This window comes from Pseudomonas lactucae, assembly GCF_036688725.1.
Taxonomy (GTDB): domain Bacteria; phylum Pseudomonadota; class Gammaproteobacteria; order Pseudomonadales; family Pseudomonadaceae; genus Aquipseudomonas; species Aquipseudomonas lactucae.
The window spans coordinates 47,530-64,082 of record NZ_JAQQPT010000017.1; the positions used below are offsets into that span (position 1 = coordinate 47,530).

The following is a 16,553-nucleotide window of genomic DNA, read 5'->3' on the forward strand; positions in this document are numbered from 1 at the left end:
TCATGGAATGCTCAAGCGATGGACACGACGCCCCCCTCCCTGCCGCAATCGCGGGCCGAAAAGCTCGTTGAGTTCAAGCGCCAGAGAACCCTGCTCAAGGCCGGTGCGCTGCAAGATGCGATTTTCAACAGCGCGTATTTCTCCAGCATCGCCACCGACGAAAAAGGCGTGATCCAGATCTTCAACGTCGGTGCCGAACGCATGCTCGGCTATGCCGCCGCCGATGTGGTCAACCGCATCACCCCCGCCGACATTTCTGACCCCGCCGAGCTGATCATCCGCGCCGCCGCCCTGAGCCTGGAGCTGGACACCCCCATCACTCCCGGCTTTGAAGCCCTGGTATTCAAGGCCTCACGTGGGATTGAGGACATTTACGAGCTGACCTATATCCGCCAGGATGGCAGTCGCCTGTCGGCCATAGTCTCGGTGACGGCGTTGCGCAACCGCAGCGATATGATCATCGGGTATCTGTTGATTGGCACCGACAACACCGCGCGAAAACAGGAAGAGGCCCAGCGCAAACGCTTTGAACGCGCGCTGGAGGAAAAGAACCTGGAGCTGGAACACGCCAGCCGCATGAAGTCTGAATTTCTCGCCACCATGTCCCATGAACTGCGCACACCGTTGAACGCGGTGATTGGTTTTTCCGAGGCGTTAAAGGATGGACTGGTGGGCGCCATGAGCGATACCCAGCGTGAATACATCGGCGACATCTTCACCAGTGGGCAGCATTTGCTGTCGCTGATCAACGACATTCTCGACCTGTCCAAGGTCGAGGCCGGGATGATGGACCTGGAGCTGGAACCGGTGGAACTCGCGGGTCTGTTGGCCAACAGCCTGCTGATCGTGCGGGAAAAGGCCGCCCAGCAGCGTATCCAGTTGAAACTGGACAGCCAGGGCGACCTGGGCACCCTGATGCTCGACCAGCGCAAGACCAAACAGATCGTCTACAACCTGCTGGCCAACGCGGTGAAGTTCAGCGCACACGCAGGCTTTGTACACCTGGCGGTGTGCGAGGTAGATCGCGACCAGGTCGGCCTGGTACCAGGTGACTGGCCCGTGTATGGCTTCGCCCTGCAGCCCAGCGTGCACCAGCGCTTTCTTGAGTTGAGCGTGAGCGACACCGGCATCGGCATTGCCGCCGACGACATGGGCAAGCTGTTCAAGGCGTTCAGCCAGATCGATAGCAGCCTGGCGCGCAAATTCGAAGGCACCGGCCTGGGCCTGGCGATGGTCAAGCAACTCACCGACCTGCATGGCGGCAGCGTGGCCGTGGCCAGTCGCGAGGGCCTGGGTGCACGTTTTGTGGTGTGGCTGCCGCTGCACCGCGCCAAGCCTACGGAGGCGGTATGGCCACAATCCTGATCGTCGAGGACAACGAAGCCAATATGCGCCTGGCGCGCCTGCTGCTGGTCACTGCCGGGCATGGCGTGCTGTGGGCCGCCGATGCCGAAACCGGACTGGCCATGGCACGCGAGCAGAAACCAGCGTTGATCCTCATGGACATCCAGCTGCCGGGCATGGACGGCCTGGCGGCGACGCGCCTGCTCAAGCAGGACCCGCACACCGCGCACATTCCGGTGATTGCCCTTACCGCCATGGCGATGAAGGAAGACCGCGAAAAAACCCGCCTGGCCGGTTGTGACGCGTATGTGATCAAACCCCTGCGCTACAAAGAACTGTACCAAGTGATCGACACCCTGCTGAACCCAACCCTCACACCCCCCGTATGAGTCTTCTCCATGGCCAGCTCACCCGCAACGCTGTTGATCGTTGACGACGAACCCCAGGCTCGCAAGCTGTTGGAAACCCTGCTGCAACACGAGGGTTACCAGACACGCAGTGCAAGTAGCGGGGAAGAAGCCTTGACACTGGTGGCACAGCAGCCACCCGACCTGATCCTGCTGGACGTCATGATGCCGGGCATGGACGGCTTTGAGGTGGCCAACCGGCTCAAGAGTAACCCGGCGACGTCGAATATCCCGATCATCATGCTCTCGGCCCTCAACGAACCCGGCGCGCGGGTCAGCGGCCTGCACACCGGTGCCGAAGAGTTCATCAACAAGCCGGTGGAGCACATCGAACTGTGGCTGCGGGTGCGCAACTTGCTGCGGCTGAAGAGCCATGGCGACCAGTTGAAAAAACACAGCGCAATGCTGGAGCAGCAACTGCAACGCCAGCGCGATGACACCACCCGTATGAACGTGCACGACCTGGCTCGACAGGATCTGGAAACCGCCTTGCGCGCGGCCGTTGAGCGCGATGAGTTCACGCTGCATTACCAGCCCAAGGTCGAGGTGGCCAGCGGACGCATCTGCGCTCTGGAAGCCTTGCTGCGCTGGGATCGACCGGGGTACGGTGCGGTTTCGCCCGCGGTGTTCGTGCCGGTGTTGGAAAGCCTGGGCCTGATCGTGCCCGTGGGGCGCTGGGTGATCGAGGCGGTCTGCCGACAGATCGCCAGGTGGCAGCAGTGCGACATCGGCGTGGTTGAAGTCGCGGTCAACGTCTCCGGCCATCAACTGATCGAGGGCGACCTGATTGCCGATATCGGGCTGATCCTCGACCAGACCGGCGTTCAAGCCCATTGCCTGGAGGTGGAACTGACCGAAGGTTCGCTGATGGAAAATACCCAGCACACCATCGCCAGCCTGCAACGCCTGCGCGCCAGGGGCGTGAAGGTCGCCATCGACGACTTCGGCACCGGCTATTCAAGCCTGGCGTATCTGCGCCGCTTTCCCATCGACACGCTCAAGATCGATATCGCGTTTATCCGCGAAGTCACCACCAACCCCCAGGACGCGGCGATTACCCGCACGATCATCGAACTGGCCCACAGCCTGAAACTGCGCGTGGTTGCCGAAGGCGTAGAGACCCAGGACCAGATGGCATTTCTGAAAGAAGCCGGGTGCGATCAGATTCAAGGGTATCTGTTCAGCCGACCGCTGCCGGTGGACAACCTGGAGCGGCTGTTGCGCCAGCAGTGAGACATTCAGACGGTCAAGAGCAATCGCCCAAGCGGGTTGTCGGCCGACATCAGGCCGGCGCCCTGACGGCACAAGAGACGTTTTCCTAAACTTTGCAATAAAACGCAACCACTGAACCGGATCGTCATGGAATCAATCCGGTCGTCGTCACTACATACGGTTACTGCTTCGAGGACTGATGAGCCTCAAGCGAACCTCTGACGACGGTGGTAGATATCATGAACAACGCTCTCCATGGCACGCGCGCGCCCTCCCAACCTTTACCGATGTCACCGTTGCATATCCCGCAGCCGCAGCCCAGGCAAAAGCGCGACCTCTCGGCCACAGGAGAAATGGAGGAGACGCGGAGTACCTCTCGCGCCGAAGGTGATCATGAGCTGGGCGCGATGTACCACGCCCAACTGAGTCCACCGAGCGGAGATCGCGAAACGAATCGCGAACTGTGGCCGATACCGCCACACTCCACGTTCGGCCAGTGGTGGGAACAGTTGCGCAGCGCCTTCCAGTCCGCTGATGTTGCTCAGTGGCTGCGGGATAAAGGCATCGATACTTCATCGATAACGCTCGACCCACGGTCAGGCGAAATCTCCTTCACGCTGACGCGCCGCCTTGACCCGCAACAAAAGCGCCACACCGTCGGGCAAGACGACAGCCATTGGGCGGCGATCAGCGGGCCGGTTCTTCACGCTGCGCGAGTCATCAATCCGCACGCCCCGTTCAAGCCGCCGGCAAACAGTCTGAATAACCCCGTTCCTGCCTGGCTGATCGGGCGGTTCTATCAAGAGCCGACGGCCCCGCGCAACCGTTCGGATGATCCTGGCCGGGACCGGAGCTTTAAACCCCTCGATCCACACACCTGCGCCGAGTTGGTCCGGTCGCGCAGTGAAAATGCGCTCCAGGAACATAGAGCGGCGCTGCGCGATATCCACGATCGCCATACGGCCATCGACCTGCTTCGACACCTGGCGACAACCGCAGAGGATGGCCCCGATTTCTCCGAAAAACTCCGGGATACGTTGCGGGAGATAATTACGCAGGATACCCGTGTCCCCTATGCCCCCGTCAGTAACGACAAGTGGAACGGGGGCAGCCTTGGGCAGTTCCTGCAGGATCGTGGCTGGGACATTCCCACCGATCGCGAACAACTGTTGAATCTGGCGAACGCGCTGTCCACCGTGCAACCTCAGTCCCCCACCCATGGCAACCTCGTTGGCGCGCTGGCCTGGCTTGACCCAGGCAGCCTGGAAGCGTTGAGAAAATCCATACGCGCGGGGAAATTCGCCGACATAACGCTGAGCCCCTTTCGCAAGGTGCTCGAGTATCTGCTGGACGGCAGGCCCATCTCTGCTGATAAGCAGCACAACCCACGGCGGTTGATCGCCACCCTGCTCGACTCGCCCAGAGGCCAGGCGCTGGGCAAGGCCATCCGTGACACATTCGAGGCTCGGGATGTAAAAGGCAGTGCCACCGACTGGCTGCTGGCGGCGTTGACTGTCGGGACCACACCGGACGACCGCGGCGAAACCAATGTTGAGGGCTATCAACTGTTCGCCGCGCACAATGCCAACAAGTCCGCTTCGGCGATAATCAAGGGCATTGAGGGTTATCTGTTGGCGACCGGCAGTGCCGCGTCCCCGGAAATCGCAGCGGTACGCGCTCACCTCGCACTCGCCCTTCGCGCGCCGGAATTCCTGGTCAGGGACATCCCGGAGCAAGTGGCGGTGGGCACCCACAGCTGGGTCAGCTTTGCCACGGCGGTCGCACGCATCGAAGCGAAAGCCCCTGGGGCGACGGCGACGATGAGTTATGCGCAAGTCATGCTCCAGGCCAGCATCGCCCCCATCAGCGATGAAGAACGCCAGGTTGAATATGCCGCCCAGAACCAGGCGATCAAGAACTGGGGCACCGCCGCGGGTATGGGCTACCCAACGACCGATAAGCAGGTGGCCGACGTGCGTCAGGCGTTCGATACGCAGGTCAAAGAACTCGCCGAAGCTGCTGCAACACCCGACATTGAACTGCCGATGACCCGCACTATCGCTCTCGAACAGTTGAAAAAAGCGCTGCCGGACATGGACCCGCAACTGTTCGAAAAAAACGTCATCCGTTCGCAGCCCTCCAACCGGTTTTATCCTGGGCCTTACTCGATTCTGGATCTGTTCATAGACGGTCGCGGACTGCATCAAGCACCCGACTCGGCGGATGACTGGGGCACATGGGGTCGCGGATTTGTAAAAGGGATCACGCTTGGGCAAGTCAACATACCGCCTGACGGGAAGCCCGGGACATGGGTCTCAAGCACTGATGCAATCCCTGTCAACGAAGTACTGGCAGCGATCAAACACTTGCCGCGACCGCAAAAAATCTTTGATGAGGCCTTCACGAACTACGCCGGCGCCGTCAAGAAAACGACCGCGGCACACCTCAAATACCTTGTTTCCCGACTGCCGATGGAAGACCGCAAGAACCTGGAGTTCGGCAAAATAACCATCCGCAAGGAAATCGAATACCACCGGGATGACCGTCGAGCGGCAGAGGGCGTTCTGCTGGTTGAAACCGAGCGCAACGGCAACGTCATGACGTATGAAATCGATCGTTTGAAGGGCACGATCACCCGGCGGCCGGACGCAACGTATAAGGAGCGCTCTCCAAGAGACGGTTTGTATCCGTCCCCAGGCAAGCGCTACGACCGGGTGAAACCCGCAGGCGAGCACCCTGCCGGGATCACTCGGGAAAACACGGGCGCATCGGGCGTGCCCAATAGCTTCAGCAGTGCCAGAACCCAGTACATCGTTGATACGGTGATCGACGATATGCAACTGCCTGCGGTGAAAAAGTACGCCCAGGGCGCGACAACCTTCGATACCGAACTGCCGACGTACAAGATCGTTGAACAGATTGCGCTCAACCTGATACCGCTCAGGTCCGCCATCCAGAACTTCAAAAATGGCAAGGTGTTAGACGGCGTCGTTGACCTGGCTTTCGATATCTTTGGTTTCGCGGTCGGCCTCGGTGCTGCGGCAAAAGGCGCGAAAGGCGCATTCGCGGGCACCTCGGTGCTTTCAAAGATTGGCCAGGTCGGCAAGGTGGTTGGCCGGGCAACGGTAGGCGCGCTTAACCCATTGAGCGGAGTGGATGACCTGGTTCGTGGCGTTGCCAGGGGTGTGCGCTCAGTCGCGGGAGCAGCCTACAAAGGGGTCAAACAACTGCGCGGATCTTATCGGAATGTCAATTTGCTGGAATTGGCCCAGCGACCCGATATCGCAGAAGGTACTTTCAAGGCGGTCAATAGCGCGCACAGCGGCAAAGTCCTGGCCCAGTACGATGAGGCCAGGGGCAAGTGGTACGCCTTTGATCTTCAGACGAAGCAGGCCTACGGCAAACCGCTGGAACACTTCGTCGCCGATACGCCCGGCGTGCGCGGCGCCGAGGGCCTGCAAGGCATCGGCAGTGCCAATCCGGCCCAGGCGGCCAGCCAGCAACACGGTCTGGCGGCAACCGGTACGTTCAAGGTCGGGCAGGAGACGGTCACGGGTAACGCCGTGATGTTTCAGGGCAATTGGCATCAATACGACACCCTGAAAAAACGGGCGTTTGGCCCGCCACTGAAAGATTTCAGCCCCACCCATGTAGCGGCCAGCGGTGAGTTAAGGCCGGTGGATGCCACGCTTCTGGGGTACGAGGCTAAATACATTGCGCCTGACCAGCTGAGTCCCAAGGGCCTGCAGGGCAATATCTATGTGGGTCGCAGTAAAAAAGAATACGTGAAAGTCGATGGGATGCTTTATGAGTCCCAGTTGAAGGAGGGTCAACGCGTCATCCTGCATCCAGCAGGCACGGGTGTTGATATCCCTGTCAGAGACCTGGGCGCCCTGGGGTGGGAACCCGCCGCTCGGACTCCGCGCTTGCTCGGCGGCGCAAGCTCAACGCCCATCCGGTGGCGGCTCGGAGACACGACCCATGTCGTGCCGATGGACGACATCAAGGTTACGGGAAACGCGTCCGCGCCCTTTACGCTCAACTATAAGGGCACGGACCAAGACGTCAGGTTCAATAGTCTGGCCGGCGCGTGGACAGACAGCAAAGTTGCCAGCGGTGCCGATGATGCCCCCCGCACCTATTTCTGGAGAACCGGCAAAGATAAGGTCGAATGGCAACGCGGGACGCTCGAAGAACTTAAAAAGGCCAAGATACTGGACGCCCATCATTACCGCTTTGTAGACATTACCCCCTCGATTGCGCTGAAAATCCCCAACGACGTAAAACCACTCCCCAAAGCATTGCATTACTTTTGGGCGGGTCGTGAAATTCCCTCGCACCTGATCGAGAACATGACCAGAAATGCCAGCCAGACGCCAGGCTACAAATCGATTATTCACGTGGATGCCGATTCGCCGGAGATCCTGCAAAAGATAAAAGACGATCTGCAAAAAAGAGCCCCTGGCCTGACGGTCATGAATCTGCAGGAGGAGGAGGTCTTCAAAACCCTGAAAAAAGGCGGAATGTATGATTATTTTCGCAACGGACCCACGAAAAACCTGGCCGCCGCTTCGGATGTAGCCCGTTACCCGATCATGAATAAACACGGCGGCATCTATCTCGACACCGATGATTTGATTGCGGCAAAAGTCGATGATGTTGCCTTACAAGCCAGTGCTGACGATGTCCTGCTTGGCGCTGCGGTCGTGCACAGTCTGACTGACTACAAACCCTTCTATAACACCAGCAACTTTGCAACTCGGCCTGGCAATCCAGTGATCGACGATATCATCGGCGAAATGCACAAACGCTTTACCACCAACAAGGCGACCTTCCCCACCACACGCCCCAACATCAGTCGAGGCGCCGACGGCAAGCTGCAATACACCCCTGAATTCAACGCCTATGAACGAAAGATATTCGATACCGTAGGGCCTAACTTATTCAATGACAGGCTTAAGCTGAAAAAGCCCGACATGTATGACTTTGGACTGGATGGTGTTGCCAAAGACTCGAAATTGGTCGATGGCCAACTTGTATCTTCGGGTCCGATCGTCAACATTAAAGACGACGTGCTCGACCATTACACAAGCCAAGGCATTGTTCCTCCAGACCTGCTGGATAATCAGATAAAACGGATGAAGGAACATTATTTCCCGCTGAGATACAAATTCAGGGTTCAAGTAGGCGCTGATCATTCCTGGGCCCAGACCTGATCGCGCCAGGTTGAAGCCGCAACCGGGGCGGCCGCCACGGTTGCGGGTTAGCCGGACGGGTGGGGATCGCCTCCCTCGGCCGCGTCCTCTGGATCGATCAGCGGCACTTGTGCCTCGTCCATCAACGAGCCTGGGTCTTCATTGCCAGGGTCGTTGGGCTCTTCATCCGGTTCTGTTGACATGACCTGTTCCTCTAACCGCCCTGGGTATCGATATCGGCATCGGTTTCAGGCTTGTGCTCGGGCTCAGGCTTGAAGTCAGGGCTGTAGTCGTTGTCCCTGGCCTTGGGATCGCTGGCGGGCCTGGGGTCTTTCGGTGCATCGGCGGCAGTGCCGGGAGTCGGCTGCGAGCCGTCGATGGCCGGGTCGTTACGGTTACTCACTTGTGGATCGTTATCTGTGCTCATGGTGCACCTCTGCCTGTGCTGGGTAAAGTTAAGGCGCTGCGACGCAGGTTGAAGTTCCATGCGATGGATCATCGGATGGGGTTATCGATCTGGATGTAGAACGCATAGATCCCCAGCAGCAACCAGAACACCATGAACAACCACGGCGCGCGCATCGAGAACAGCAGTGACTTGCGATAGCCCTTGTGGGACGACTCCACTTCCGAGAACAACGGCGACTCGTCATAGGCCATGCCCATCACCGGCTCGCTGCGCAGCAGTTCGCTTTGCTTGTAGTGCCAGTGGTCGATGATTTCGTAGGCCGCGCGGATACCCGGCCAGGCATTGAGTGAGCTGAGAATGCCCAGCAGTGCCAGGAACATCGGCACCACCAGCGTGAACAACTTGCCCCACTCCGGGTTGACGTTGCCCATGCCGGACACAAAAGCGATCACCAGGAATGACTGCGCCGTCAGGTAGGCGTCGGTGCGGTTGGCCAGGATCGAGGTTTCGTACTGGATCTCGCGGCGGTAGAAGTCCAGGCGGTCCTTGGGCGAGCCGAAAATCTTGGCATTGTGTTCGCTGTGATCGGTCAGGACCGCTTCTGGGGTATCGGGGGCGATGATTCTGGGCACAGCGATGCTCCACACAGTGGCGAAACTGTTTAGAAGAATCAGGGGTAGGTGAAGTTCAAGTTTGTTGGTGCACCAAAGCTGTGCGCGCCCTGCCTTATTGTGGGGATGAGCGACACGACCTGTAGTGAGCGGGCTTGCCCCGTGCTGGAGTGCGTAGCGCTCCCGTTTTTGGGGCAGCTGCGCGGCCCGGCGCGGGGCAAGCCTGCTCACTACAAGCCCGCTCACCACAAGGTAATCGTCAGGCCAGAGCGGTTTCGGCACAGGCATTGCTTAAACCATTCATCTGCCCGAATAAAGGAGCATTCGTTACCCCCCGACCCAGAGCCGACCCCATAAGAAAGTAAGGACCAGGTCTGTTGGCACCCATAGCCACGGGCTCATAAAAACATGCGTTTTTTTAAGCGGCAGTGCCATCCGCGTAACACTGGGCACTGACAAGGTACTGGAATGGCTCGATCTTTCTTTGATGAAATGAATGACGCACAGGGCGTATGCCGTGCGCACTATCAGGAATTCTCCCGCTGGCTGGCCAATACGCCGCCGGAACTGCTGGCCCAGCGTCGCCGCGAAGCCGATCTGCTGTTTCACCGCGCCGGGATCACCTTCACCCTCTATGGCGACGAGCAGGACACCGAGCGCCTGATCCCCTTCGACATCATTCCCCGCAGCATCCCCGCCAGTGAATGGAGCGTGATCGAACGCGGTTGTATCCAGCGGGTCAACGCGTTGAACATGTTCCTTGCCGACATCTACCACGACCAGCGCATCATCAAGGCCGGCATCATTCCGGCGGATCAGGTGCTGGGCAACGAGGGTTACCAGAAGGCCATGGTGGGCCTGGACCTGCATCGCGGCATCTACTCGCATATTTCCGGCGTCGACCTGGTGCGCGACGGCGATGGCACCTACTACGTACTCGAAGACAACCTGCGCACCCCCAGCGGCGTGAGCTACATGCTCGAAGACCGCAAGATGATGATGCGCCTGTTCCCCGAAGTGTTCGCCAAGCAGCGCATCGCGCCGGTGGACCACTACCCCAACCTGCTGCTCAAGACCCTGAAAAGCTCCAGCCGCCTGGACAACCCCAACGTGGTGGTGCTGACCCCTGGGCGTTTCAACAGTGCGTTCTTCGAACACGCGTTCCTGGCCCGGGAAATGGGCGTGGAACTGGTCGAAGGCGCCGACCTGTTCGTGCACGACCTCAAGGTGTTCATGCGCACCACCGACGGCCCCAAGGCCGTGGATGTGATCTACCGGCGCATTGACGACGCCTTCCTCGACCCGCAGGCGTTCAACCCCGACTCGATGCTCGGTGCGCCCGGCCTGGTGGCGGCTTACTGTGCGGGTAACGTGGTGCTGGCCAATGCCATCGGCACCGGCGTAGCGGATGACAAGTCGATCTACCCCTATGTGCCGGAAATGATCCGCTTCTACCTGGACGAAGAACCTATCCTGCAAAACGTACCGACCTTCCAGTGCCGCAAGCCCGATGAGCTGTCCCACGTGCTGGCCCACCTGCCGGAACTGGTCGTCAAGGAAACCCAGGGCTCCGGTGGCTACGGCATGCTGGTGGGCCCTGCCGCCAGCGCCGCCGAGATCGAAGACTTCCGCCAGCGCATCAAGGCCCGTCCCGATGCGTATATCGCCCAACCGACCCTGAGCCTGTCCACCTGCCCTACTTTTGTCGAGAACGGCATCGCCCCCCGGCATATCGACCTGCGTCCCTTCGTGCTGTCGGGCAAGGAAACGCGCCTGGTGCCGGGTGGCCTGACGCGGGTGGCCCTGCGTGAAGGCTCATTGATCGTCAACTCGTCGCAAGGCGGCGGAACCAAGGACACCTGGGTGGTGGAGGGCTGAATCATGTTGAGTAGAACCGCCGCAGATCTGTACTGGATGTCCCGCTACCTGGAACGCGCCGAGAACCTGGCGCGCATGCTGGAAGTCAGTTACTCGCTGTCGTTGATGCCCCAGGCCGGGCATACCGACGGCCTCGATGAACTGGCCATGTCGCTGCTCAGCAGCGGCACCCTGGACAGCTACCTCGAACGCCACCAGACGCTGGATGCCGAACGCATGCTGCACTTCTTCGCCCTCGACGAAGAAAACCCCGCGAGCATCTACAACTGCCTGCGCGCCGCCCGCGGCAATGCCCACGCGGTACGCGGGCGTATCACCGCCGATATGTGGGAAAACCTCAACGCCACCTGGCTGGAAATGCGCAGCATCGCCGCCGGCGGCCTGGCACGGCATGGCATCAGCCACTTCTGTGACTGGGTCAAGCAGCGTTCGCACCTGTTCCGTGGCGCGACCTCGGGCACCATTATGCGCAATGACGCCTATCGGTTCATTCGCCTGGGCACTTTTGTCGAGCGTGCCGACAACACCTTGCGCCTGCTGGATGCGCGCTACGAAATGTTCGGCGAGGAATCGGAAGAAGTCAGCGATTTGTCGGCACGCGGTTATTACCAGTGGAGCGCCCTGCTGCGGGCATTGTCATCGTTCGAGGCGTACACCGAGCTGTACCCGAATGCGCTGAATGCACGGTCGGTATCGGAGCTGCTGCTGTTGCGCAGCGACGTGCCGCGCTCGTTGCATGCCTGTATCGAGGAACTGAGCCATATCCTCGCCGACCTGCCCGGCAGTTATGGGCGCACCGCGCAACGCCTCGCAGCGGAATTTGAAGCGCGCCTGCGCTACACGGGGATCGACGAAATTCTGGAGGACGGCCTGCATGCCCGCCTGACGGACTTTATCGACACCGTGCGTGAGTTGGCGCGGTCGATTCACAGCTCTTATCTGGAGGTGGTCTAAGCACCCCACCGATAAAAACTGTGGGAGGGGCGGTGCGACGATTCGACTTGCTCCCTCCCACATTTGGAGCGCCGTCCCTCTCAACTATCGATTGACCACCACTTCGGCAACAATTGACGTACCCGCGCCTCGCCAAACCGGTCATCGATCAACAGCACCACTCCCTGGTCCTGCTGACTGCGGATCACCCTCCCCGCTGCCTGCACGACTTTCTGAATGCCGGGATACAAATAGGTGTAGTCATAACCGGCGCCGAAGATCGCGCCCATGCGCGCCTTCATGTGTTCATTGACCGGGTTCAGTTGCGGCAGGCCCAAGGTGGCGACAAACGCACCGATCAAGCGCGCGCCGGGCAAGTCGATGCCCTCGCCGAACGCGCCGCCGAGCACGGCAAAGCCGATGCCCAGGCTGTGTTCGGTGAACTGGTCGAGAAACGCCTGGCGCTCGGCTTCGGCCATGCCCCGCGATTGCTGCCACAGCGGGATCTGCGGGTGTCGTTCGACCAGCAACTGCGCCACGTGCTGCAGGTAATCGAAGCTGGAAAAAAACGCCAGGTAATTACCCGGTCGTTGCGCGAACTGGCGCGCAATCAGCTCGACGATCGGCGCCAGTGATGCCTGGCGGTGCACAAACCGGGTGGAGATCCGGTCGATGATACGCACCTGCAGTTGTTCGGCCTTGAACGGTGATTCCACATCGATCCAGGCTGTGTCAGCGGGCAAGCCGAGCAAATCCGCATAATAGTGGCGTGGGCTCAACGTGGCCGAAAACAGCACGCTGCTGCGGGCGGCGGTGAGCCGGGGGCGGATGAACTCGGCGGGCACCACGTTACGCAGGCACAGGGTGGAGCTGCTGCGTCTGGCATTGAGCTGACGCTTGCTGATATCGAAGATAAAGTGTTCGTTGAACAACTCGGCAACCTTCGCAAACTGCAGGGCCTCGAAGTAGAACGCTTGCAGCTCGCCGCTGAGTGATTCGGGGTGATCGTTGAAATAGTCGCCCATGGCGCTGGTGCACAGGCTCAGGGCCTGCACCAGCTTTTCGGGCCTGGCGGCGTAGGCTTGATACGGCGCGATCTGGTCCTTGTGCAACGCATTCCATTCACGGTTCAGGCGTTGCAAGGGTTTTTTCAGCGGTTCGGGCGCCGTATCGCGCAGGGTCTTGAGGCTGTACTGGTCGAGACTGGCGCTGTACATGGCGCGCGCCCGCTCCACCAGGTTGTGGGCTTCGTCCACCAGCACCGCAGCACGCCAGCCGTTGAGCTGGCCCAGGCCGAACAACAGGGCACCGAAGTCGAAATAGTAGTTGTAGTCGGCGACCACCAGATCGGCCCAGCGCGCCATTTCCTGGCTCAGGTAATACGGGCAGACGCTGTGTGCCAGGGCGACCTCGCGCAGCGTACGCTGGTCCAGCAGGCGAACTTGGGCGGCGGCCTCGCGCGCGGCCGGCAGACGGTCGTAGAAACCCTTGGCCAACGGGCAGGACTCGCCGTGACAGGCTTTATCCAGGTGCTCGCAGGCTTTATCGCGGGCGACCAGTTCCAGTACGCGCAACGGCAACTCGCCGGCGTGCAGCACCCGGGCCGCATCGAGGGCGAGTTTGCGACCTGGGGTCTTGGCCGTGAGAAAAAGGATTTTGTCGAGTTGCTGGGGGGCCAGGGCCTTGATCAGCGGGAAGATTGTGCCGATGGTCTTGCCAATGCCGGTAGGCGCCTGGGCCATCAGGCAACGGCCGGTACTGGCGGCCTTGTACACCGACTCGGCCAACGCGCGCTGGCCGGGACGAAAATCGGCATGCGGGAACGCCAGGCTTTGCGCCGCACGGTTGCGCGCGGCGCGGTGCGCCATCTCCTGGTCGGCCCAGCGTAGAAACAGCGCACACTGCGTGTTGAAGAAGGCTTGCAGCTCGTCCGCCCGGCAGCGCTGGTTGAGCAGCGTCTCCCCTTCGCCGACGATATCGAAGTACACCAGCGCCAGATCGATTTGCGCGAGTCCGAGTTTCTGGCACATCAGCCAGCCGTACACCTTGACCTGGGCCCAATGCAATTGCCGATGGTTGGCGGGTTGGGCATCGAGGTCGCCACGATAGGTTTTCACCTCTTCCAGACGATTGGCGTCCGGGTCATAGCCATCGGCCCGGCCCCGCACGTTGAGTTGCTGGTACTCGCCCTCAAGGGCCACTTCATTCTGGTAGTGCGCGCTGCGCCTCGACGCCACGGTGCGGTGCCCGACAATCCCTTCCTGGGCACTGGGCGACGGGGTAAAGCGCAGGTCCAGGTCACCGACCTTGGCCGTGAACTCACACAGCGCCCGCACGGCCACGCTGTAGCTCAAGCGGGTTGCTCCGCCCAGCGCACGTAGCAGACGGTGACCGGCATCTGGTACTGCGCGCAGAACTCCAGCCAACGCAGTTGGTTGTCTTGCAGGCGATCGCCAGGGCCCTTGACCTCGATCATGCGGTAGGTCTTTTGCGCCGGCCAGAACTGGATCAAGTCCGGCATGCCGGCGCGGTTGGCGCGAATATCCAGCAGCAGGCGCTCGAACCAGCAGCGCAGGTGCGCGGCGGGCAGACATTCCAGCGCCTGTTCCAGTAGCTCCTCGCTGAGCAGGTTCCAGAACACGAACGGTGACTGGATCCCCCATTTCTCCGTGTAGCGCCGGCGGATGCTGGTTTTATAACGGTCATCGCACAGTTGCTCGAAACACGCGGCGAACAGCGGCGCGCGGCGATGCTGGAAGTCTTCGCTGTGCAGGTCCGCCGGACCGCGCTGGAACGGGTGGAAAAACGAGCCCGGCAACGGTGCGAAGATCACGTCCCAGCACAGCAGGCCGAACAGCGAATTGATCAGCCCGTTCTCGACGTAATGCACCGGCGCATCGGGTTCGCTCAGGTGGGCCTGCACGCAATACTCCACCGACATCAACGGCTCGGGTAGCGCCAGCTCCAGGTCCAGGCGCGTGACTTCGCGAGGCTTGCTCCTGGGGACGGCAGGCCCGCCCAATTTGCGTTGCAGGCGCGGTATTACACGCAACAGGTGTTGGTGTTCCGCCGCACTTTCCGGTGCCTGTTGCGCGGCGCTCGCCAGGGCCATGGCCTGGACGTAGTCGGCTTGGCGCTCCAGCACGCGGATCAGTCGCGAGCGCGCGCCGGGGTAGGCACAGGTGCGGTAGATCTGCTGCGCCAGAGCCAGTTCGGCGCTGCGCTCGCAAGACTGGCCGATCTGGAACAACAGCTTGGCGCGGCGTTTCTCCAGCCAGGGGTTGTCAGTGCCCAGGGTTGCAATGTCGGCGAGCACCTCTTCCAACGCCGTACCGCTTTCAAAGGCGCGCTGGCACTGCTGCAGGAACAGATAGCCGTGCACATCGTCACGGCTGCGCAGGCCACGGGACTCGGCGCAGAACTGGACTTTTTCATAGGTGTAGATGCCAAGGTCGGCCAGCACGAACTCGGACCAGTCCTGGTGCAGGTTGCCAAAAAACATCAAGCGCAGGCGCTCGCACAACTCCATCACGGTGAGGCTGTACAGCGTATCGGCAAGCCCGGGGCACCAGTGGGCAAAGCGGCGGCGGTCGGTGAACTGCAGCGACAACCCTTCCAGCCAATCGACTTTCCTGGCTCTTGGCTGGTCAATCCAAGGCGCGAAGGCGCTCAGGATTTCGGCTTTTTGCAGCAGTGCGAACAGTTCTGCGACGTCCAGTAGCGGTTGGTCATCGACCCAGCCCAGTGCCAGCAGCGGCGCGGCGGCGGCATGGGTACAACCGATCTCGACATAGTTGAGCTTACCCGCGCGAAAATGCACGCCCTTGCGCATCACCATGCGCACCAACAGCGCCTGGGATGCCTGCGGCAACCTGTCAAATTGCTGAATGAAATGCTGTTCATCAGGATCGAGCAGATCGGCATAGCGCTCCCCCAGCCAATGCAGGACCTGGCGGAAGTTATGCAGGTAATAGAGCGGATCTTCGAGGGGGTTGGCCATGGTGCGCGCTGATCAAATACTGGTTATGCATACAGAGTGCCGTTGCCAATGCCGTGTTGCAATCGGTAATAGATAAATGGCGCACGCAACTTTTTGTATAAAAGTGATCAGATAGTGGAGTCGATGGCGTAACATTTATACCCCGCCGCCTTTGGCGCGGGACTTTCCAGGGTTAACGGTAAGGGTTATGAACATGAAGAATTTGGGTCTGCCGCTGGTTGCACTCACTTTTCTGGTATTGGCCGGTTGCGCCACGCAAACCGTGGTGACGCTGCAAAATGGAACACAGTATTTGACCAAGGACACACCGAACGCCAAAACCGTCGACGGTTTTTACGAGTTCACCGATATCGCCGGCAAGCGTATCCGCGTCAAGGCTGATGACGTGGCCACCGTGCGCAAGGAAAACTGATTTCTTTCAATCAACACCGATCAAATGTGGGAGGGGCGGTGCGACGATTCGACTTTGTGGCGAGGGAGCTTGCTCCCGCTGGGGTGCGAAGCGCCCCTTTAAAGCCGGAGACTGCTGCGCAGTCAACGGGAGCAAGCTCCCTCGCCACAGCA

At 60.3% G+C, this 16,553-nt stretch carries 12 protein-coding genes; 7 read left to right on the top strand and 5 right to left on the bottom strand.

Going from position 1 to position 16,553, the window contains the following annotated elements:
* The first annotated feature begins 18 nt into the window (after positions 1-18).
* From V6M90_RS19805 to V6M90_RS19820, 4 genes are all read left to right on the top strand, one after another.
* Positions 19-1,365, top strand: coding sequence for a sensor histidine kinase (locus tag V6M90_RS19805; protein ID WP_332846998.1), 1,347 nt, complete (start codon positions 19-21; stop codon positions 1,363-1,365).
* Positions 1,350-1,733, top strand: coding sequence for a response regulator (locus tag V6M90_RS19810; RefSeq protein ID WP_332846999.1), 384 nt, complete (start codon positions 1,350-1,352; stop codon positions 1,731-1,733). The genes V6M90_RS19805 and V6M90_RS19810 overlap by 16 nt, the downstream gene beginning before the upstream one ends.
* 9 nt (positions 1,734-1,742) lie before the next feature.
* A complete protein-coding gene (locus tag V6M90_RS19815; protein WP_332847000.1) occupies positions 1,743-2,984 on the top strand; it encodes an EAL domain-containing response regulator in 1,242 nt (413 codons plus the stop codon).
* 218 nt (positions 2,985-3,202) lie between these two features.
* Complete coding sequence (locus tag V6M90_RS19820) at positions 3,203-8,179, top strand: glycosyltransferase family 32 protein (RefSeq protein WP_332847001.1); 4,977 nt, start codon at positions 3,203-3,205, stop codon at positions 8,177-8,179.
* Between the two features lie 47 nt (positions 8,180-8,226).
* On the opposite strand, the gene V6M90_RS19825 is transcribed toward V6M90_RS19820, so the two are convergent.
* From V6M90_RS19825 to V6M90_RS19835, 3 genes are all read right to left on the bottom strand, one after another.
* Positions 8,227-8,361, bottom strand: coding sequence for a hypothetical protein (locus tag V6M90_RS19825; protein WP_003173997.1), 135 nt, complete (start codon positions 8,359-8,361; stop codon positions 8,227-8,229).
* Between the two features lie 11 nt (positions 8,362-8,372).
* Complete coding sequence (locus V6M90_RS19830) at positions 8,373-8,585, bottom strand: hypothetical protein (protein ID WP_003173998.1); 213 nt, start codon at positions 8,583-8,585, stop codon at positions 8,373-8,375.
* A gap of 68 nt (positions 8,586-8,653) precedes the next feature.
* On the bottom strand, positions 8,654-9,199 hold the full coding sequence (locus tag V6M90_RS19835; protein WP_141064696.1) for a hypothetical protein: 546 nt from the start codon (positions 9,197-9,199) through the stop codon (positions 8,654-8,656).
* A gap of 447 nt (positions 9,200-9,646) precedes the next feature.
* On the opposite strand from V6M90_RS19835, the gene V6M90_RS19840 reads away from it, so the two are divergent.
* Complete coding sequence (locus tag V6M90_RS19840; protein ID WP_332847002.1) at positions 9,647-11,056, top strand: circularly permuted type 2 ATP-grasp protein; 1,410 nt, start codon at positions 9,647-9,649, stop codon at positions 11,054-11,056.
* Positions 11,057-11,059: 3 nt separating this feature from the next.
* A complete protein-coding gene (locus V6M90_RS19845) occupies positions 11,060-12,010 on the top strand; it encodes an alpha-E domain-containing protein (protein ID WP_003174001.1) in 951 nt (316 codons plus the stop codon).
* 80 nt (positions 12,011-12,090) lie between these two features.
* On the opposite strand, the gene V6M90_RS19850 is transcribed toward V6M90_RS19845, so the two are convergent.
* Together V6M90_RS19850 and V6M90_RS19855 are read right to left on the bottom strand one after the other, a co-directional pair.
* Positions 12,091-14,343: an ATP-dependent DNA helicase gene (locus tag V6M90_RS19850; RefSeq protein ID WP_332847003.1), complete on the bottom strand. Its 2,253-nt coding sequence runs from the start codon at positions 14,341-14,343 to the stop codon at positions 12,091-12,093.
* Entirely contained in the window at positions 14,340-15,989 is a 1,650-nt protein-coding gene (locus V6M90_RS19855) for a VRR-NUC domain-containing protein (protein ID WP_003174003.1), read from the bottom strand. Before V6M90_RS19855 ends, V6M90_RS19850 begins: the two co-directional genes overlap by 4 nt.
* A 187-nt stretch (positions 15,990-16,176) precedes the next feature.
* Between V6M90_RS19855 and V6M90_RS19860 the strand changes: the two genes are divergently transcribed.
* On the top strand, positions 16,177-16,401 hold the full coding sequence (locus V6M90_RS19860) for a YgdI/YgdR family lipoprotein (protein ID WP_042944708.1): 225 nt from the start codon (positions 16,177-16,179) through the stop codon (positions 16,399-16,401).
* Positions 16,402-16,553: the final 152 nt, after the last annotated feature.